This window comes from Pectobacterium cacticida, from assembly GCF_036885195.1.
GTDB classification, from domain to species: domain Bacteria; phylum Pseudomonadota; class Gammaproteobacteria; order Enterobacterales; family Enterobacteriaceae; genus Pectobacterium; species Pectobacterium cacticida.
Window position 1 is genome coordinate 3967429 of sequence record NZ_CP133656.1, and the last position, 20301, is coordinate 3987729.

Sequence of the window (20301 nt, forward strand, 5' to 3'; positions counted from 1 at the left end):
ATATCTTACGCTAAACCCACTGGGCCGCGCAGCCAACCTACATGCGGTTTGACAGATAACACGCCTAAGGCAAGCCCCTTGGCAGGCCAAGATTTTTTTTCACGCGATCTGGTGAGTGATAAATAAGCGTTATATTATAAAATGCATAACGTTGATTTACGGAGCATTGCCATGAGAAACCACTTCGCGCGCGGCGTCCTCGCTGGCCTACAAGCCGCTAACCCCAAATCCACCGATGATATCCATCCTTACTGTTACGATTATCGGCGCGGCTATATTTGCGGCTATGCGCATAATTTGGCGGAAACTAAGGGAGACCGCCAGCAGGCAGCCTTTGAAGCCGGGTTATTGTCGCGCCGTTATGGGTTAGAGCGAGAGCGCGTCGCCGAGTTCTTTACCGAACAAGGTAACCCTTACACAATTCGGTTCTTTTATGCCGGCTTTGACGCACACACGTCGCGCCAATCAACGTGAGATGCATTAAACGCGCGGCATAATCGCGAGCGGAAAATGTGATATTGGGCCATTTTGGGGTAAGTTATTGGAAACGCTTACCGCAGCAGGATCGCCAGGCAGCCCATGAAAATAGATGCAGAGATCACCTTCCGCAAACTTGAAATATTTATCGTGTTTATGGAAAAGGGAAATATCGCCCGTACAGCCGAGGCACTGGGAATTAGCGGCGTGAGCGTTCACCGGGCGCTGCACACGCTTGAAGAGGGCGTACGCTGCCCACTGTTTATCCATAAAGGCCGCAATCTTGTTCCGCTCCAGTCCGCCTGGACCCTGCTTGAATACAGTCAGGAGGCGGTGACGCTAATGGAACGCGGCATCGAAGAGACACGGCAGGCGGCGGGGGTCGGTCAGGGCAGATTGCGTATCGGCACGCTGTACTCCCTTACCCTTGAGACCGTGCCCCGCCTGATCATGGGAATGAAACTTCGGCGGCCCGAACTGGAGATGGATCTCACAATGGGATCTAACCAGATGCTGCTCAATATGCTGGAAGATGATGTGCTTGATGCCATCCTGATTTCGGTTTCCGACAGCGACGTGGATCTCACCCATCTTGAGGTTTTACCGCTTTTTCAGGATGACATTTTTCTGGCTACCCCCGCTACCTTCCCACTCGACACTAGCCGTAGTGCGGATCTGCGAGATTTTCGCCATGAGAAGTTTGTCTCGCTGGCGGAAGGTTTCGCTACCTATGCGGGCTTTCGAGAGGCCTTTCATATCGCCGGGTTTGAGCCAGAGATTGTGACTCGCGTGAACGACATTTTTTCGATGTTAAGCCTGGTACAGGCGGGCGTGGGATTATCGTTGATGCCAGGACGCATGAAGAAAGTCTATGAAAATTCCGTTCAACTGTTAAAGCTGGCGGAGCGATACCAGATGAAGCAGACCATCGCTATCGTCTTTGCCCGCAACCGCGAGCTCGACCCTAATCTGCTGGCGCTGGTCGCCGAGGGGCGCATGTACGCCCGTACTTTTATCGATACCCCTAACGCGCCGCTATAGTACGATCCGCCAGGCGTTTGATGACCGCCACGCTATTGCGCTCGACACAGAGCATATCGCCTTCGCGGAAGGCCTGTCGGGTTAGCCCGGTCAGCACACTGCCGGGTGGCATTTCAATCGCCAGCCGCACATCGCGTTCGTTGGCCGCGAGCATGGCATCATGCCAGTGGACGGTTCGCGCCATGTTGAAAGCCAGATCGTCGGCAATCTGCTCAGGTCGCCAGAGTACCCGAGCGGTGCTGCCGCTGAGATAGGCACACTGTGGGCGAGATAGCGTGACATCGTTAAACGCCGCAAAAAGCGCTTTAGCCGGTTCATTGAGTAGTTCACAGTGGGAAGGCACGCTCACATCCAGCCGCTTCACTTTTTGCGCCCCTTTCTCCAGCGCCTTACACGCCACCTGAGCCATATCCTCATCCCGACCCGCAATGACTATCTGCTGCTCGGCGTTAATATTGGCAATATAGGTGCCGCTCCCCGCCATCAACGTCTCTACCTGCCCCAGTTGCAGGCCGGTAATAGCCGTCAACCCATAGCCGTGGGGCCAGGCCTGCTCCATGAGATCCCCACGTAGCGCGACCAGACGCAACGCATCTTCAAACCTCAGCGCGCCAGCGATGACGGCGGCGGGAAACGCCCCGATAGAAAGGCCGCTAACCATATCCGGCTTGATGCCGTTTTGCTCTAGTTCACAGGCGGCAGCAACCCCTTTAATCAGTAGGCAGAGCTGAACCGCTCTGGTGTGTTGCAAAGCTGCCGGCGCATCCAGCGTATCGACTTCATCACCGAGTATGGCGCGAGCCCGACGCATAATATCGCTATCAGCAGGTAACGACTGCAACATACCGGGCCGCTGTGTCCCCTGACCAGGAAAGGTAAAAAGAATTTTCATGCTGCCCCCTCGATATGCCACGGATCGCGGACGAGTCGTGGGCCGTGGTTAGTTTTTAACAACACGCGCCCGGCACGCAGCCATTCCGTCAGCGCAAAGGCACCGCCGGGCACGTCAACTTGCGTATCGGCGCGGCACGGGAGTTGGCTGACTGCCGTCTGCCACACCTGTAGCGCTTCACGATCGAGTGGTCGAGGGCAGCGCAGAGTGAGATCCAAATCGCTGTCGGCATGGAGCACCGGCACGCCCGTCGCCAAAGCGTATCCTACACTGCCGGTAATCCCCCAATCCCAGGGCCACGCACGATTCGCCAGGAGAATGGCCCCCTGAACCGGCGACATGGCGGCGAACGGCGAGCGCAGCAGCAGGCTATGGTGAGCCAGCGATTCCGGCGTGATGACGCGGGTAATATGTTCCACGCGTACCCAACCTGCCGCGCGCTGGTCGCGCCGCCGTCCTCGTACCCCAACAGGAACGCGTCCGTCGGGGTAAGTATCGCGCCGCACCACTACCGGTAAAGTCGGTTGCCACAGGCTAGCGACCCATGTTTCGCTGATGCCTTCCAACGCCTCGCGGTCGGTAAGCCAAAGCAGGTCATGTGGGCGCGGCATGTTCATATCAGATCCCCGACGTCAGTGTGATAAATAGCGGTAATGACAGAATAGAGAGCACGGAACTCAGCAGCAACACCGCTTCTGCATCCGGAGATTGCACACCAAAACGGTTGCCAAAGACCACGCCAAAGAAGCCTGCGGCCAACGCAATCATCAGAATAGCGGTAATCGCCACGGAGCCGCTTAGGCCCAGCGCCAGTACGATCCCCCAGGCGATAAAAGGTTGAATCAGCAACTTGGTGATAGTCGACGTGATCACCATGGTGTTGATCTGCAATTTACGCGCCGACAAAATTACGCCGGTAAGGAACAGGGCTGTGGCGGTAGCAGACAGACCCAGCGGTTTGATCGAAGCCAGCAGTAGATCCGGCATATGAACACCCAGCGCAGACAGCACAACCCCTAACAGCGGCCCCCAGACAATCGGTTTTTTCACCGAACGCCACATCAGCACCGGAAGCATCGTCAGGGTAGACCCTGTCGCTTCTCCCGCCGCCCGCGCTTTTTCACGCTCTAGAATCAGGAGACAGAACGGGGTCATGAGTACGGAGCCGCAGGCGATAGAAACCGCGACAGAAAGCGAAGTCGAAGCGCCTTCCCCCAGAACGCTGCCCAGAATCGGCAGGCCCAGCGCCGCATAGTTTGGCAGGGCGACCGTTAAAGTCAGCACGGCGGCATCCTGTGGCGATTTTTTAAAGAGGGTGGTCGCCATAAAGTAGATGGCCGCATAGGTAATCCACATTGCCAGCACCAGCACCACAATCAGCGGCGACTGCTGGACGATACCTGCCCACGGTGTTTGAACCGTGGCGCTGAATAGCGCAGCGGGCAGCGCGAAATCCATGACGAAAATATTGAGTAACGCAACATTGTTGTTGTCGACCATTTTCGCTTTGCCGGCGAAAAAGCCTAGCAGCATGATGACGAAAATGGGCGCGAGAGCATGAACAATGACATAAGCCATAACATCACCTGTAGTTTGTAGTTATCACTGGTAGTTAAAAGAGAGCCAGTACCGATGCGAGGATGATTTTCAGGCGCCTATTGTTAGGACGCGCATTATTATTGGGCACAGAATCCTGTGCCCATATCGTCTGGCAGACTGTTTGTTTTCTTTACCAACTGGCGCGCATACGTTCGCGAACAAGGGCTGAACTATGGCGATTTGGCGCTTTCAGCCGACTTTTCAGCGAAGGATCGGTACGAGCCTCATGGATTGCCGTCACTAATGCCGCATTCACGGTCTTCAGATCATCATCGCCCGGCGCATCCGGGTTAGCGATGTCCAGTAAGGCGGAAAGCAGGCCCAGCGTTGCATAATTGCTGACGTCATAAGCCATCGGCGGAATGGTGGCTGCCAGTTTCTCTAGCGCTTCTACGGAACGTAGGGTGATACGTGCCGCGGACGCTTTCCCCATTGCGTGGATCGTCACGCCGCGATCGTTAAAGGCGATCAAGCGGTTAGCCTGGTAGCCATGCGCCAGAAACGCCCCGGACATCGCCTTGCCGACAATAAGACCAACAATCGGATGACCAGCAAGGCGGGCGTTGGCGTAAGCGCCTACCGCGCCCGCCAGCGACTGATGAATACCGAAAGCCTCTTCCCGCCGACCATAGGCCTGACTTGGCACATCGATCACCGCCACAATGGCGCGTTTCTCTGCCTTGTCGCTATCTTCGGCGATGGTTTCGTTGACCACTTTTGCCAGCGTCCAGCCTTCTAACAAACCGACTTCGCCCCGTGCGGCACGTGGGTAGTGGTTGTGTTCATCCGGCACCACGGCGATAAATCGTACCGGTTTACCCTCAATAGTCCCGTCTGCCACCTGCACCGACGGGCATAGTCCCGGCAGACGTGGCGCATTTGCGGTTAATTTTTCCAGCCATACGGCACCACGGCTCAGTTTCTGGCTCATGAGCGATCCTCCCCGAAAAGTTGTTTAATCTGTTCGGCATCGGCCTGCTTGCTGGTGTCGAATCTAGTCAGTCGTTCCAGATACCAGGCGTAGTTATCGGTACGATGCTTGTGCGGTACGCCTTGCGCGATCGCCGCATTGACCGCTTGTTTGACGGCGTTGACGCCATCACCCACCAGCGCATCCACCAGACCACTCTGATAACGCACTTCACCGCCGGTCATGCTCCAGATAAAGGGGCGATCGCGGGAGTCATACTCTTCAACCCCTGCTTCCTGTTCGATAACCTGCGGGCCGTTTAAGCCAAGGCGCGCTTCGCGGGTTACGATCAGGTAGCTGCACAGCGCGGCGGCGATGGACATCCCGCCAAAGCAGCCGACGGTGCCTGCCACAACGCCAATCACCGGTGTGTAACGCCGGAGATCGACGATCGCGGCGTGAATATCGGCGATGGCCGCCAGGCCGAGGTTGGCTTCCTGCAAGCGCACGCCGCCGGTTTCCAGGCAGAGCACCGCCTGAGTCGGAATGCCGTTGCGGTTATCTTCAGCCGCCAGTTCAAGCGCGGCGGCCATCTTCGCCCCGGAGACTTCCCCCATGCTACCGCCCTGAAAAGCGCCTTCGATCGCAATCACAACGGCAGGCTGACCGTTGATCGTGCCTTTGGCGACCACCATGCCGTCATCAGACTGCGGGACGATGCCCTGCGGCCCTAACCACGGTGAAATAATGCCGTCAAAGGGGTCGAGCAGTTCACGGTAGCTGCCGTCATCCAGTAACCAGCGGGCACGTTCGCGTGCTTTCAGTTCGATAAAGCTACGATCGTCACGCATGACTCACCTCCTCAAACACCTGTTCAATACGAATGCGCGCCACGCCCGGCGTCGCACCGAAATCGTGGATCTGTAGTTTCCCGGCAGGCAAGCCGTTGAGCGCGCTTAGTCGGTCGAAAAGCGACTGCCAGCGGCGCTGACTATTATCGACGGAGGTGGTGATATCGATAGCCAACGTCTTCCCTTCATCGGCGGTAAACAGCACTTCCATATCGCCGGAACCAACCACGCCGGCCAGCGATTTACCGCTGACGGTACGGGTTGCCGGAAATGACAACGTAATGTGTTCCATAACGCCCTCTTAAATTAATGTATGTTGCATAAGTGGGGTAACTGACGGCGCGTCGCAGGCGATGCAGTCAACCAATAGCGTGGCCGCCAGCAGATCGGCCGCGCCACCCGGTGAGGCGTTGAGCGCCAGCATCTGCTTATCGAGTGCGGCCAGCGCTGCCCGACCTGCCGCCTCAGCCGTGCCGCCTGCGTCCAGCACGCTACGGGCGCCGTATTGCATCGTCTCCAGCCCCTCCAGACCGGCGCGGGATAACACGCAGGTGTCGGAGAGCGAGGTCATGATAGCCATCAGCGCATCCAGCCTCGCCTGCGCTTCTGTCGCGCCCCGTTCGCGGCTACGACGAAGCTGCGGCAACGCCAGTTTCATCACATGCGGGAACCCTTGTTGCGCCTCTTCCCGCGCACCGGGAACGCGGTAGCGATGCGTCGCGCGTAACCCCTTACTAAAAACCTTCGGCGCCGCGCTGTCCGGCAAGTTGGCGAGTCGGGCGGCCTCGGCGGCAATCGCCAGGCTGTCCCCAGAATTGGCCAGCATGGCGGCGGCGCAAACTAGCAGCCCCAACGCCCAAATAGCGCCACGGTGGGTGTTTACTCCGCCGGTGGCCGCCATCATCTGCCGCTCGCCCTCGCGACCCAGACGTCCGATAGTCTGACGCAGCGCGATATCCGCCGGACGTCCCCAGCTTTGTAATGCCAGTGCCTGAAATGTTGGGGTGAGGCTTTGAGCGGAGCGGATCATCAGGCTTAGCGTAAGGTCGTGATGCGCGCCGTTTCCCCGGCTATCCACCAGACCGGGTTTCGGGCTTAAGCACGCTTCTTCGATCAGGCTGAGGGTCGCGACCCTGGCAAGCCATCGAGCGCCCCTTTCCTCACCGATCTGTGGCTGTAATTTCATTACCAGCTCCGGAATTTAGCGGGTGGGTTATAAAGACCGTCGGACCATTCAACCAGATCCGCCACGCTGCTGGCGGCCAGTAGGGATCGCGTGGCATCGCTGCGGCGAATACCGATATCTTCAGGGAACACCACTTTGCCGCTCTGCCGCAGTTGCGCGACACGCTTCGCATCCACACCCAGCCCGATATCGGTAATCCCCGCTACGGCGGCGACCATTGCCCGACGCTCTTCGAGACTTTCCGCACGATAGAGATAGGCGATCCCCTCTTCGGTGAGCACGTGCGTGACATCATCGCCGTAGATCATGACAGGGGCCAACGGCATTCCGGCGGCCTGCGCGACATCAACCGCATCAAGTTTCTCAACGAAAGTCGGTTTCACGCCTGCCTGGAAGGTTTCCACCATCTGGACAACCAACTTGCGGCCACGCTCCAGCGGATCGGGCTGATTTTTCATGGCAAGCCAGGCGGCAGTAGCATGACGACGACCGTGCGGGTCATGGCCCATGTTAGGCGCGCCGCCAAAACCGGACAGACGACCGCGCGTCACCGTAGAGGAGTTCGCCAGGCCATCAACCTGCAAAGTGGAACCGATAAACATATCTACCGCATACTGGCCGGCTAACTGACAGAATGCGCGGTTTGAGCGCATCGAACCGTCTGCGCCGGTAAAGAAGACGTCGGGGCGAGCGCGGATGTATTCTTCCATCCCTAATTCGCCGCCAAAACAGTGAACACTCTCGACCCAGCCGCTTTCAATCGCCGGAATCAGCGTCGGGTGCGGGTTCAGCGTCCAGTGTTTACAGATTTTCCCTTTCAGTCCAAGCTGTTCGCCGTAGGTTGGCAGTAACAGTTCGATGGCGGCGGTATTAAAGCCGATACCGTGGTTTAAAGACTGAACCTGATGCTCGGCGTAAATGCCTTTAATCGCCATCATCGCCATCAGGATATGTTCCTGTTTGATCAGACGCGGATCGCGGGTAAAGAGCGGCTCGATAAAGAACGGCTGGTCGGCCACCACGACATAGTCGATCCAGGAACCGGGAATATCTACGCGCGGCAGGTCGCTATCCTCATCCACCAGTTCATTGACTTGCGCGATGACAATACCGTCATGGAACGCGGCGGCTTCAACCAGCGCCGGGGTATCTTCGGTACTCGGCCCGGTGTAAAGATTACCGTTACGGTCTGCTTTGTAGCCGGCAATCAACGCCACGTTCGGCGCCAGATCGACATAGAGACGAGAATAGAGTTCAATATAGGTGTGGATAGCGCCGATCTCTAACTGACCATCTTCCAGCAACTGGGAGATGCGCAGACTTTGCGTCCCAGAGAAGGAGAAATCGAGCTTACGGGCGATACCTTTTTCAAAGATATCCAGGTGCTCACTGCGCCCTACGCTCGGCATAATCATATGCAAATCATGGATTTTTGCCGGGCGGACTTGCGCAAGCATGCGGGAAAGAAAATCCGCCTGCTTCTGGTTGTTACCTTCCAGTACCACGCGGTCGCCAGGCGCAATCAACTTTTCAAGCATCTCAACAAGGTCATCGGTGGGGATCACTTTGCCTTGTAGCTGGGTAGACGCCATGCGCCGCTGTTTCTCTGTGCGGCGCTTATTCCAGACAGGTGCTGGAGTTTGGCTAGCCTTCATTATTAACCTCCTGATTCAGCTAATCGTTTTGATTCGCTTAAGTCTGGTTAAATTGTGCGCTCGCCTCGCCAGGGCATCAATTAAGCTCGGAGCAGGTTCATTAGCCTCAGGGTAACAATCAATTTAACGTTTTGTGATCCAGGTAGAAGGCAGATTAATCATGATGGGCTAGTGGGGGGCAATGGACGGATGAGGCTGACGTCAACGATTATCGGCGCCAGACCTGAGGAGACCGATTAGCGACGCACGTCGCGTAAATCAAAACGAATGGGAATGGTGAGAGTGAGTTGCGCATTGTCTCCTATCACCTCTGCTGGCGGCGCAGGCAGAGGTTGGGCGCGTTGCGGCAAAGAGACCGACTCCTTATCCAACGGCATCGCGCCGCTACTGCTGGCTAACGAGACGGCTAGCACATTCCCCGCGCGATCCAACGTCACGCGAACCTGAGCAACGCCCTGCAATCTCTGCTGAATCGCCCGTACAGGGTAGCGCTTATAGCGGCTCAGATGCGCCAGTAGCTGACTGCTCCAGTCGGCGACGCCGTGACGCATCTGCGCCGCATCGCTGTTATACGGTGCGGCAACTTTTGAGCTGTTGCCCGATAACGGAGCGCTGGTGGCAGGAGCCGGCGGTTTTTCCAACGGCGCAACCGCTTCCTGCGGCGTCGCCTGTTGCACCGGTTTTTGCCTTTCCTTCGGCTTTATTTTCGGTACTTTTTTCTGGGGTTTTTCGTTGTGCGCCGCCGAAATAATCGGCCGCGGCGCGGGCGCAAGCGGCGGCGCATCTTGTGTCATTTTTTCCGGTTGAACCGCCGCGTCCTGCGGCATAGACAACATCTGCTGCGGGCCAACAGGCACATCCTGATGATTGAGAGTAGATTGCACGCTATCCGCAACCATTAACATTATCGCAGTCGGTGGGGCCGCTACTGAGGGATCCCGAGTCCGGTAACTCATCCAGATAACCAGAGCAGCGTGTAACGCCAGCGCCAGCAGTGAGGCGCTTCCCCAACGCATTGACGTAGCGGGTTTAATCGTATCGTATTTCGACGTCTGGGCTGTCATTAACATCACTCCCCTCGTTGCCGGGAAAGACGCCGCCATTTCAATGTATAGGATTCCGAGAAAATCATCATGCGTTATTCTTCACACTGTTAGCGATAAAATTGTTGCCGATAAAAAGCTACCGATAATGATAGGTCACTTGTCTATGAGGATCGGGCAGGAAAAAAGTCAAAACGGCATAAATAGTAGTGTTATTGGTTTTTAACAGGATATTTTATCGCGCAGCAATCTGAACCCAGTAGCGAGAAAAATAACGTACTTGCACAGGAAGCGCCTCTACGAGCGCAGCTAAAATATTATCGGTATCCGACAGCGGGAAAACGCCGGAAAATCGCAGGTTTGCAACCTCCGACTGACAATGAATCACGCCATGACGATAGCGGCTCAGTTCATTAACAAAATCCGCCAAACGTTGATTATCTGCCAGCAGTTGCCCTTTCACCCACGCGGGCTCAGCCTGCACCGTTGCCACCTGACCACAGCGTTGCGCGGTAAATAGCGCTGTTTGCCCCCGTTTTACCACGCGATCATCCTTATCGGCCAACTGCGGATACAGCCTTACTGCGCCGTCATATACCGCGACCTGAGTATGGTCATCCTCTACGCGTAGGCTGAAACGCGTGCCTAGCGCCTCAACCTTTCCTTGCGGCGTTATGACCATAAAGGGACGTGGATGCTTTGTCGCTTTCTCTGCCTGACCGGTTTCGATCAGCACTTCACCGCGAATCAACGCAAGCTGACGTAGATCATCGCCATAGGCCACGTTCAGTGCCGTTTGGGTATTTAGTAGCAACAACGTGCCATCGTTTAGCGCCACTTGCCGCTGTTCACCCACTTGCGTGTGATAATCCGCCGTCAATGACTGCCAGAGATCGGTGCGCGCGCCAGCCACGCCAGCGCCTCCGACCACACAGAGAACAGCGAGTGCCTTGAGCACGCTACGGCGCGGTATGTTGTCATTAAGCGTCGAGAGGCTCTGGTGCGCTGCTCGCGCGTTCAATTTCCCTAAATTGGCGCACACAGATTCGATGTGCTGCCACGCCTGTTCGTTATCTGTCGAAGATTCCCGCCAACACAGCCACTCGCGGCGATCCTGTTCCGTCACGTTGTCAGACATTAACTGGGTCAGCCAGGCTACCGCTTCACGCGCGCTATCTGGCTGAATCGACTGCCCCTGCCTGTCACGATAAAAAGTGCGCTCGTTCATAGCGGCAGCGCAAAGAAACATTGGAGGTTGGCGCGTTGCAAATACTGTTTCACCGAACTGCTGGAAACGCGTAAACGTTCAGCAATATCGCTGTAGCGCATACCGTGCAAATGCGCGAGCAGGAAGGCTTCTCTAACCGGTGCGGGCAGGCCGTCCAGCGCGGCATCAAGCTGTTCAAGAATTTCGAGGGTAAGCAGACGTGTTTCTGGGGAGGGCATGCAGGCATCAGGCTGTGCGCTCAGCACATCCAGATAAGCCTCTTCAATCTTTTTACGGCGGTAATGATTAGCGACCAAACGGCGCGCCACGGTAGCCAGAAACGGACGCGGCTGGCGAATCGTGAGTAGTTGCGGATTCATCAACACGTTAAGGAAGGTATCCTGCGCCAAATCCTCTGCGTGCTGAGGGCAGCCCAGTTTATGGCGTAGCCAATTATACAGCCAGCGGTGATGCTCGAAATAGAGTTGCTGGGCAAAGTCATTCACGCTGGCCGTTGCTTTCCTCACCATCACACTTTACCCCAGAGCACCCGCTAAACATAAGAATGATAATCGTTCTTATTTATGTTTTTTCCCTCTGACTGTCAAGTTCTGAAATGGAAATTATTCAAATTTGCTGAATTTACATTACGCTTGTGTAACATCATCAGGCTCACGGGGGGACGCCCCCCGTGAACGACCATCAAAAACGTTGCAACACACTGATTTTTACATTACGCCCCACACCGGATACAGATTCGCCCAGATACGGGTGATAATCGGTGTTCAGCAGGTTATCGACCGTCACCCGTGCCTCAAAGCCTTTTATCGACTGTGGTTGCCAACTGGCGAATAGACCATGCAACACATAGCCTTTCGTTTTCGGCAACGCCCAACCTGACGCTTTCGGGTCGCCATCAGTTGGCGACCTATCCTGCTTGCGTACAAAGTCGCCCGTCCAACCTACCGCCATATCCAGACGCGGAATTTTGGTGCCCAGCGTCGCGTGCGCCGTGGTTGGCGGGATGTCAGCTAGCCAGGTTTTATTGCCCCACGGGTCACGCGGCGATGCATCGCGTTCGCCCCGCATTGAGGAGAATGACAGGCTGCCAAACAGCCAACGGCTGTCATAGAAAGATTCGATTTCAACCCCTTCGATTGTATATCCCGGCAGGTTGCGATAAACCGACAACGGCCCGGCGCAGGATGAATTGCTGCCCGTTTGGGAAGATGCCTTGCAATAAACCCCCGTGCGTTTGAAGATTTCATTTTTGCCACGGTTGCGGAACAGCGTGGTGCGGATTTGCAGGCTATCGTCTTCCAGCATCAGCTGATTGAAATCCAGGATAGCGCCCAGACGCACCCCTTTGATGCTTTCCACTTGCAGATCTCGACTGGTTCCCGGCACGCTTGACGTAGCGGACTGCACTTCATATTGTTCATCGACGACCGGCGCGCGCCAGGTTCGGCTAACATCGGCAAACAGTGACAGATTCTCCGTCGCCTTCCATAACGCGCCAATGCGCGGCGACCAGCCGGTGTAGGTCACACTGCGGTAGTCATGCCCTGCCGCCGGGTTGCTACTGTTATAACGCGGGGCGATGTTGGGTTGCGCCGAATTAGTTACGTGGTCATAACGCACGCCCGGCGTAATCGTCACGCTGCCGAGCGTCATGGCATCCTGCACATAAAAGCTACGCGTTTCCTGATCGCCCGATGGCATATAGTAAGGTTGGAAATAACCATAATGGTATTCGGCGTTGGTACGTTCTCTTGGGTAATACATGAGCGTATTACGCTTATGCTGGTGCCAGCGCATCCCCACCAGCAATTTATGATCGAGCGGGCCGGTAGTGAATTGGCTTTCATTACTGATTTCCGCCAACCGATCTTTATAGCTAATCCAACTTTCGTTACCCAGCGTTCCCAAATAGCTGCTTTGAGATGCCAAATCAGAACGGCGGTCATGCTGTTCGGTCTTTGAAGTGGCGAACGAGGCCGTCAGGTTCAGCCAGGGTTGATCTTGCGGCGCGATATTCCATTTCAACGAGTAATTCTTATCCACCTGATCACGATAAACCAGCTTACGTCGCCACGCCTCTTCCCAGCCGTAGCGGTCTACATCACTTTGTGACGGCGCGGTCATATCGTCGCGTTTAGCGGCAAACGGCTGCCAGCCGTTGGATTCGGAACGCATGGCGGAGAGCGTCAACATCTGCTCATCCGTTAAATAGACGTTAGTCTTTAATAGGTAAGACGCCATATCACTGGTTGAGTAGGCAAAGCGCGTGCCGTCAGGGCGTTCAATGTTGTCACCATCGCGTTTACTCATGTAGAGCAGCCCGTCAGCCATCCCGCCTTCAGTACGCCCATACAACGCACCGCTGTAGACATTTTGCCGATCGTTGGTGTGATAACTGTACTTTGCCATACCGCCGAAATTTTCACCCGGCAGCAGCAAATCACTCGCGTCTTTGGTTTCCACCTGAATAGTCCCGCCGAAACCGCCGTTGCCGCTGCGAATATCATGCGGCCCTTTATCAACATCTATACGTTTGATTAGCTCAGGTTCGATAAACACCGAGCCCTGGCGGTATTTCTCAAAACCTTTGGGCGCGCCGTCCAGCACGACGTTGACATCTTCCATATCGCCCATCCCCCAGATGTTCAGGCTTTGACCGCCAGGACGCGGCGATCCCGCCATCGCCACGCCGGGCAGTTTATCAAGCAGTCCGGCGATATTGTCCGCCTGTACGCGATCGATATCGCGCTGACGCAACACGGAACGCCCCGCTGCGGCGCTGTCTGACGTGCCGCCGACCACCGAAAGCGTTGGGATCGTTAGGCTGCCGTCATTTCCTTCAGCGACTAACGTGGCTTCAAGCCGATAGCCCGTAGCCGTCGGTATCGCGCTGAGCCCCGTTCCCGCCAGTGCGGCGGCGAAGGCTCCCTGAACGGTATAGGTTCCTTGCACGTTAGCGCTGGTTTTATTCTGCGTTTGATCGGGAGAAAAAGTGAGAATGACGTTGGCACGGCTGGCGATAGCCTGCAATGTGTTCCCTAGCGGCCCTGCGGGAATAGCAAAAGGTATTGTTGGTGCTGACGCCGCGCTCGCCATCTCCGCCGCCGACGTCATTCCCACCGTTCCAAGACTTAAGCCCACGCTAAGCGCCCAATGAACCGCTCGCGCGGCTGTCAAAACGGGCTTATGTACGCTCTCATGCGTATTTATTGTCATAAAGATTCCCCCAGAGGATTGAAAAAGGCACATCAGGGAGGTCACGCGAACAACAAAATCGGGCAGATGAATCGCTAAATTTTTTGACAAAACACAGGGGTGACGATGGAGATCATTCCTTTCGACCATTGATTTTCATGGCGCTTGACCTCATCTTATTAAAATCGATCCGCAATCAATCTCCGCTTTGTCGGTTATTCATCGGCTCCGCCGCTCGGCGGCGCGTTCACCTACACTTATCAGGACGGCACCATGACGAATCCATTACTGGCCCCATTTACCCTTCCCCCGTTCTCTCGCATCAAAACGGAAGATATCGTTCCGGCTGTGAAAGCGGCGCTGGATGATTGCCGCGAGACGGTAGAACGTGTGGTCGCGCAACAGGGGCCGTTTACCTGGGACAATCTGTGCCAACCGCTGGCAGACAGCGACGATAGACTTAGTCGCATCTTCTCGCCTATCGGCCACTTGAACGCCGTGAAAAACAGCCCGGAATTGCGCAGCGCTTATGAACAGTGTCTGCCATTACTCTCCGAACACAACACCTGGGTAGGTCAACATGCCGGCCTGTATCAGGCTTACCGCAGCCTGCGTGACGGTGAGCATTACGCCGCGCTGAGCGTGGCACAGAAGAAATCCGTTGATAATGCGCTGCGCGACTTTGAACTGTCCGGTATCGGCCTATCGCAGGAAAAACAACAACGCTATGGGGAAATTTCCGCGCGTCTATCCGAGTTGGGATCGCAGTTCAGCAACAACGTGCTGGATGCCACCATGGGCTGGAGCAAACTGATTACCGACGTCACCGAACTGGAAGGTATGCCGGAAAGCGCGCTGGCGGCGGCCAAAGCACAGGCCGAAGCCAAAGGGCAAGAAGGCTGGCTGTTGACGCTGGATATTCCGAGCTATCTGCCCGTTATGACGTACTGCGCGAATCAGGCGCTGCGCGAAGAAATGTATCGCGCCTACGGCACACGCGCCTCCGATCAGGGCCCGAACGCCGGCAAGTGGGACAACAGCGAGATCATGGCGGAAGCACTGGCACTGCGCCATGAGCTGGCACAGCTACTGGGCTTTGATAGCTATGCACACAAATCCCTGGCGACCAAAATGGCGGAAAACCCACAACAGGTTCTCGACTTCCTGACCGATTTGGCCAAACGCGCCCGCCCGCAGGCGCAAGAAGAACTTTCTCAACTCCGTGCCTTCGCTAAAGCACATTACGGCGTGGAGGAGTTGCAGCCTTGGGATATCACTTACTACAGCGAACTGCAGAAGCAACATCTGTACTCCATCAGTGATGAACAACTGCGCCCGTACTTCCCTGAGAACCGTGTGATCAACGGTCTGTTCGAAGTGGTTAACCGTATCTATGGTATTACCGCTAAAGAGCGTAAAGACATTGATGTCTGGCATCCCGAGGTTCGCTTCTTCGACCTATTCGATGACAGTGGCGAGCTGCGTGGCAGTTTCTACCTCGATTTGTATGCGCGCGAACATAAACGCGGCGGAGCCTGGATGGACGATTGCGTAGGAAAACTGCGCAAAGGGAACGGCGAATTGCAAAAACCGGTTGCCTATCTGGTGTGTAATTTCAACCGTCCCGTCAACGGGAAACCGGCCCTGTTCACCCATGATGAAGTCACAACGCTGTTCCACGAATTCGGTCATGGCCTACACCACATGCTGACCCAAATCGATACCGCTGGTGTCGCGGGCATCAATGGCGTGCCGTGGGATGCGGTCGAACTACCGAGCCAGTTTATGGAAAACTGGTGCTGGGAGCCTGAAGCGCTGGCCTTTATTTCCGGTCACTACGAAACTGGCGAACCATTACCGCAGGAACTGCTCAATAAGATGCTGGCGGCGAAGAATTATCAGGCGGCGTTGTTCATTCTGCGCCAATTAGAGTTCGCGCTGTTCGATTTCCGTCTACATGCCGAGTTTGATCCGGCAAAAGGCGCTCAGATTCTGCCAACGCTGGCCGAAGTCAAAGCACAGGTGGCCGTGGTGCCAAGCCCTAGCTGGGGCCGCTTCCCGCACGCTTTCAGCCACATCTTCGCGGGCGGCTATGCCGCAGGTTACTACAGCTATCTGTGGGCCGACGTGCTGGCGGCCGATGCGTACTCCCGTTTTGAAGAAGAGGGCATCTTCAATCGTGAGACAGGTCAGTCATTCCTGGATAACATCCTGACGCGTGGCGGTTCCGAAGCACCGATGGAACTGTTCAAACGGTTCCGTGGCCGCGAACCGCGGTTGGATGCCATGTTGGCGCATTACGGCATCAAAGGATGAGCATCTGCTTAATCGCAGAAGAAGGCGCCGATGAAAGCGCCTTATCTTTACTGGCCGCGCGCTGGGGATTGGTTTCCGATCCCGCCGCGGTGATGGCGCTGGTGCTCACCGCGGAACGTCTGGAACTGCGTAAGCGAGACGAACCCAAACTCGGCGCTATCTGTGTTGATTTTGTTGCCGGGACAATGGCGCACCGCCGTCGCTTTGGCGGCGGACGCGGCGAGGCCGTCGCTAAAGCCGTCGGGATCAAAAAAACGTATCTACCGGATGTCGTGGATGCGACAGCCGGGTTAGGGCGCGATGCCTTTATATTGGCGGCATTAGGTTGCAAGGTACGGATGGTGGAGCGCAATCCGGTGGTGGCGGCATTATTAGACGATGGGCTGCAACGCGGCTACCGGGACACAGAAATCGGCACGTGGTTACGGGAGCGGCTGGTTTTGTTGCACGCGTCAAGCGTGACCGCGCTGCGTGAGATTACGCCGCCGCCAGATGTGGTTTATCTCGATCCCATGTTCCCACATAAGCAAAAGCGAGCGCTGGTAAAGAAAGAGATGCGGGTTTTTCAATCGCTGGTGGGCGCGGATGATGATGCCGACGCCTTGCTGGCACCCGCGCGCGCACTGGCGAAAAAACGTGTCGTGGTTAAACGCCCTGACTACGCACCGCCGCTGGCGGGCGTACCCGCCCAATCGATGTTAGCAACGAAGAACCACCGCTTCGATTTCTACCTTCCCCTCTGACGTAGTCACTCACGCAACTGATGCCCCTGCCGCCATAGCGCGACAGGGATACCTCATACCGAGTGACGGGCTACAGGCGGAAATTATACAACGCCTTGCGCCAGCATCGCGTCAGCCACTTTGACAAACCCCGCAATATTGGCGCCGCGCACGTAGTGCGTCTGTTTGCCTTCACCGCCGTACTGCACGCAGGCATTGTGAATTTCTAGCATGATGTGGCGCAAACTTTCATCGACCTTATCCGCCGCCCAACTTAAGCGGGCGGCATTTTGCGCCATTTCCAACCCAGATGTCGCCACGCCACCGGCGTTAGCCGCTTTCCCCGGTGCGAACAGCACGCCCGCATCCAGAAACGCGTCAGTTGCCGGGATCGTGGTCGGCATATTGGCGCCTTCGGCCACCGCTTTGACTCCGTTAGCGATCAGCGTCTGCGCCGCGGGTAAATCCAGCTCATTCTGCGTGGCGCATGGCAGCGCGATATCTACCGGCACATCCCACGGTGTTTTACCCGCCAGGTAGGCGAGCTTTGCTTCACGCGCATAATCTTCCACACGGCCATAGCGTTGATTTTTAATCTCTTCCAGTAGCGCCAGTTTTTCCGGGGTAAACCCGCTTTCATCCACGACCGTACCGTTAGAATCGGACGCGGTGATCACCCGCGCGCCCAGCGCCATCGCTTTTTCAATCGCATATTGCGCCACATTACCCGAGCCGGACACCGCCACACGCATTCCTTCAAAGCCCAGACCGTGGCGCTTCAGCATCGCATCGGCGAAGTAAACCAGACCGTAGCCTGTCGCTTCCGGACGAATCAGGCTACCGCCAAACGACAGCCCTTTTCCGGTGAAGACGCAGGCAGTGTTATTCGTGAGTTTTTTCATCATCCCGGTCATGAAACCCACTTCGCGCCCGCCCACGCCAATGTCGCCCGCCGGAACATCGGTATCCGCGCCCAGGTGACGATACAGCTCCGTCATTAGCGCCTGACAAAACCGCATGATTTCGCCCTGACTTTTCCCTTTCGGATCAAAGTCCGAGCCACCTTTGCCGCCGCCCATGGGGAGTGTCGTCAACGCATTTTTAAACGTCTGCTCAAACCCAAGGAACTTCAGTATCGACAGATTAACGGACGGATGGAAACGCATCCCGCCCTTATATGGCCCGATCGCGGAACTGAACTGGACACGCCAGGCGCGGTTCACCTGTACATGGCCTTTATCATCAGTCCACGCCACGCGGAACTGAATAGCGCGTTCAGGTTCGACCAATCGTTCCAGCAGGCTGTAATCCGCATAGTGGGGGTTTTGTTCTAAGAAAGGCCATAGAGTGGAAAAAACTTCGTTTACGGCTTGCAGAAATTCGGGCTGATGCGGATCGCGTTGTTGAACCGCGTTAAGAAAACTCGCCAGGGATACGATTTGTGCCATGAACAGCTCCTGATTGAATGAACAAGCTCCCTTTTTGCTTCTTTATTTTTAGACACGCAAAAGCTTATGGGATAGGGAAAATGATGTTGTGTCCTTTGGACTATAACATTGTCGCCGGGCATTTAAGCAAGCGTTTTATTTCTAGATAAACGTTATAATCCAATGAGATAGGAGTGGTTTTTTACGGAATTAAGAAGGAAATTCTGCCATAAGTTTTTGTTATATAACAAAAGGCATCGCCTAAAAGCGATGCCTGCGTCATTGAAAAAAAATGCAAAAAAAACTAATTTTTATTCGTCTTCATCATCACGCAATGGCACGATGAGCATATCAATATGGACGGTATTAATCAGTTGGCGCGCCGAAGACATCAGTTTGCTCCAGAAGTCCTGATGGTGGCCACACATCACAAGATCGACATCATATTTCCTGATCGCATCAACCAGTACCTGACCTAAATCACCACTACCACTCAGCGTCTCACTGATGGGATAGCCGGCGTTTTGTGATAGATCCTTCAATGCATTCTGCGTCTCTTCGGAAATACGCTGTTGCATGTCGCCCAGATTAACATCAATAAGCCCCGTATAGAGGTCGGAGTAATTGACATCAACATGAATTAACGAGACCTTCGCGTTGTACGGTTTTGCCATTGAAACGGCTTTTTCCACTAACACTTTGCTTTCTGGGGAAAGATCAACAGCAATAAGGATGTGTTTGTAAGCCATAATAAGACTCCTTCCGTAAGACTAATTAAGGGTCGGCAGCGATTTCTCTTGCCAATCAGCTATTCAAAAGAAAATGGTATACCCTAAGTGCGTCGGATTGCATGACAAAGTTAGCGCTTAGCGCCATGAGACACGCTAACGTTTCAGGGTCAGGCTCGGAAATGAGCCAGGCAATGCCAACCTCAAGCCACCTCATGTATCACGGAGATACGATAGCATCCGTTAACATCATCGGACTGTTCAGTCGATCACAACCCGTTTTCAAACCTGTTGATTCTCTGGCTCAACCAGTTAATTCTCTTATTAAGTGTAGTTGAAACCGCGTCTTTCAGGCCCGAAGGTGTCATTTCGCCTTCTGGAAAGGGCATGGTCTTGTTGCATATTGTCCTTTCCATCGGCTGCGTTAGCCGTTCCGACACAAACGAACAATCTTCTTCTACACTATTAATCAGGGAGTGGTGGGTTCATCCATTACGCCCTGCAAGGGCGGGGCTAGCCATGACGTTATGGTTACCCGAATGACAATAAAATCAAGCGCAAGCGCGTGGCATAATCATCCGCAGATAATCATCATCGATAATCGTAATGTTTATCACTGGTCAACAGTGGGTGACGATAATCAATGGCGATCCTATCTGACAAATAGAATGACCGGGAGGGAAGCATGATTAGTACATTTGCACTTTTCTGGGCCCTATGTATTGTCTGCATCATTAACATGGCGAGATACTACTCTTCGTTACGCGTGTTACTGCTAATCTTACGTGACTGCGACCCTTTACTTTATCAATACGTCGATGGCGGCGGGTTCTTTACGTCACACGGCCAACCAAGTAAACAAATGCGATTGATGCGCTACCTCTACACACAGCGCTATCTTGACCATCATGACCCGGAATTTATCCGCCGCTGTGAGCGGGTACGGGGACAATTCTTGCTCACAACCGCCCTGTTTGGCCTGATTGTCATTAGTCTGGTCGCCATGGCCATCGGGTATTGAGGCATGTACA

19 protein-coding genes are annotated in these 20301 nt (G+C 55.1%); 5 read left to right on the forward strand and 14 right to left on the reverse strand.

Annotated elements, in window-relative coordinates; translation table 11 throughout:
- Window positions 1–171 precede the first annotated feature (171 nt).
- Entirely contained in the window at window positions 172–474 is a 303-nt protein-coding gene (locus tag RFN81_RS18045) for a DUF2623 domain-containing protein (protein WP_264497123.1), read from the forward strand.
- Window positions 475–579: 105 nt separating this feature from the next.
- Window positions 580–1518 (forward strand): LysR family transcriptional regulator, encoded by a 939-nt coding sequence (locus RFN81_RS18050; RefSeq protein ID WP_264497124.1) that lies wholly within the window; start codon window positions 580–582, stop codon window positions 1516–1518.
- Here the strand turns inward: RFN81_RS18050 and mdcH are convergent.
- From mdcH to RFN81_RS18110, 12 genes are all read right to left on the reverse strand, one after another.
- Window positions 1502–2410 (reverse strand): malonate decarboxylase subunit epsilon, encoded by a 909-nt coding sequence (mdcH, locus tag RFN81_RS18055; protein WP_264497125.1) that lies wholly within the window; start codon window positions 2408–2410, stop codon window positions 1502–1504. The two genes, RFN81_RS18050 and mdcH, sit on opposite strands and share 17 nt — an antisense overlap.
- The gene (locus RFN81_RS18060; protein WP_264497126.1) at window positions 2407–3027 is read right to left on the reverse strand and encodes a malonate decarboxylase holo-ACP synthase; all 621 of its coding nucleotides are present in this window, start codon (window positions 3025–3027) and stop codon (window positions 2407–2409) included. The genes mdcH and RFN81_RS18060 overlap by 4 nt, the downstream gene beginning before the upstream one ends.
- A gap of 1 nt (window position 3028) precedes the next feature.
- Entirely contained in the window at window positions 3029–3988 is a 960-nt protein-coding gene (locus tag RFN81_RS18065) for an AEC family transporter (RefSeq protein WP_264497127.1), read from the reverse strand.
- 151 nt (window positions 3989–4139) lie between these two features.
- The gene (gene mdcE, locus RFN81_RS18070) at window positions 4140–4940 is read right to left on the reverse strand and encodes a biotin-independent malonate decarboxylase subunit gamma (RefSeq protein ID WP_264497128.1); all 801 of its coding nucleotides are present in this window, start codon (window positions 4938–4940) and stop codon (window positions 4140–4142) included.
- A complete protein-coding gene (locus RFN81_RS18075) occupies window positions 4937–5770 on the reverse strand; it encodes a biotin-independent malonate decarboxylase subunit beta (RefSeq protein ID WP_264497129.1) in 834 nt (277 codons plus the stop codon). The genes mdcE and RFN81_RS18075 overlap by 4 nt, the downstream gene beginning before the upstream one ends.
- Entirely contained in the window at window positions 5763–6062 is a 300-nt protein-coding gene (gene mdcC, locus RFN81_RS18080) for a malonate decarboxylase acyl carrier protein (RefSeq protein ID WP_264497130.1), read from the reverse strand. The genes RFN81_RS18075 and mdcC overlap by 8 nt, the downstream gene beginning before the upstream one ends.
- Window positions 6063–6071: 9 nt before the next feature.
- Window positions 6072–6956 (reverse strand): triphosphoribosyl-dephospho-CoA synthase, encoded by an 885-nt coding sequence (locus tag RFN81_RS18085; RefSeq protein ID WP_264497131.1) that lies wholly within the window; start codon window positions 6954–6956, stop codon window positions 6072–6074.
- Window positions 6956–8611: a malonate decarboxylase subunit alpha gene (gene mdcA / locus RFN81_RS18090; protein WP_264497132.1), complete on the reverse strand. Its 1656-nt coding sequence runs from the start codon at window positions 8609–8611 to the stop codon at window positions 6956–6958. The genes RFN81_RS18085 and mdcA overlap by 1 nt, the downstream gene beginning before the upstream one ends.
- A 236-nt stretch (window positions 8612–8847) precedes the next feature.
- Window positions 8848–9675 (reverse strand): energy transducer TonB, encoded by an 828-nt coding sequence (locus tag RFN81_RS18095; protein WP_338539434.1) that lies wholly within the window; start codon window positions 9673–9675, stop codon window positions 8848–8850.
- 214 nt (window positions 9676–9889) lie between these two features.
- Complete coding sequence (locus RFN81_RS18100) at window positions 9890–10882, reverse strand: FecR domain-containing protein (protein ID WP_264497134.1); 993 nt, start codon at window positions 10880–10882, stop codon at window positions 9890–9892.
- Entirely contained in the window at window positions 10879–11391 is a 513-nt protein-coding gene (locus RFN81_RS18105; RefSeq protein ID WP_264497135.1) for a sigma-70 family RNA polymerase sigma factor, read from the reverse strand. Before RFN81_RS18105 ends, RFN81_RS18100 begins: the two co-directional genes overlap by 4 nt.
- Window positions 11392–11563: 172 nt before the next feature.
- Window positions 11564–14098: a TonB-dependent receptor gene (locus RFN81_RS18110; protein WP_264497136.1), complete on the reverse strand. Its 2535-nt coding sequence runs from the start codon at window positions 14096–14098 to the stop codon at window positions 11564–11566.
- A 252-nt stretch (window positions 14099–14350) separates the two neighbouring features.
- Between RFN81_RS18110 and prlC the strand changes: the two genes are divergently transcribed.
- Both prlC and rsmJ read left to right on the forward strand, forming a co-directional pair.
- Complete coding sequence (gene prlC / locus RFN81_RS18115) at window positions 14351–16393, forward strand: oligopeptidase A (RefSeq protein ID WP_264497137.1); 2043 nt, start codon at window positions 14351–14353, stop codon at window positions 16391–16393.
- Window positions 16390–17136, forward strand: coding sequence for a 16S rRNA (guanine(1516)-N(2))-methyltransferase RsmJ (gene rsmJ / locus RFN81_RS18120; protein ID WP_264497138.1), 747 nt, complete (start codon window positions 16390–16392; stop codon window positions 17134–17136). Before prlC ends, rsmJ begins: the two co-directional genes overlap by 4 nt.
- Before the next feature lie 83 nt (window positions 17137–17219).
- Here rsmJ and gdhA read toward each other — a convergent pair whose 3' ends face one another.
- Window positions 17220–18563 carry an NADP-specific glutamate dehydrogenase gene (gdhA, locus tag RFN81_RS18125; protein WP_264497139.1) on the reverse strand — a complete coding sequence of 448 codons (1344 nt, stop codon included), beginning with the start codon at window positions 18561–18563 and terminating at the stop codon, window positions 17220–17222.
- A gap of 290 nt (window positions 18564–18853) precedes the next feature.
- A complete protein-coding gene (gene uspA / locus RFN81_RS18130; protein WP_264497140.1) occupies window positions 18854–19291 on the reverse strand; it encodes a universal stress protein UspA in 438 nt (145 codons plus the stop codon).
- Between the two features lie 664 nt (window positions 19292–19955).
- On the opposite strand from uspA, the gene uspB reads away from it, so the two are divergent.
- Window positions 19956–20291 (forward strand): universal stress protein UspB, encoded by a 336-nt coding sequence (uspB, locus tag RFN81_RS18135; protein WP_264497141.1) that lies wholly within the window; start codon window positions 19956–19958, stop codon window positions 20289–20291.
- The last annotated feature ends 10 nt before the right edge of the window (window positions 20292–20301 follow it).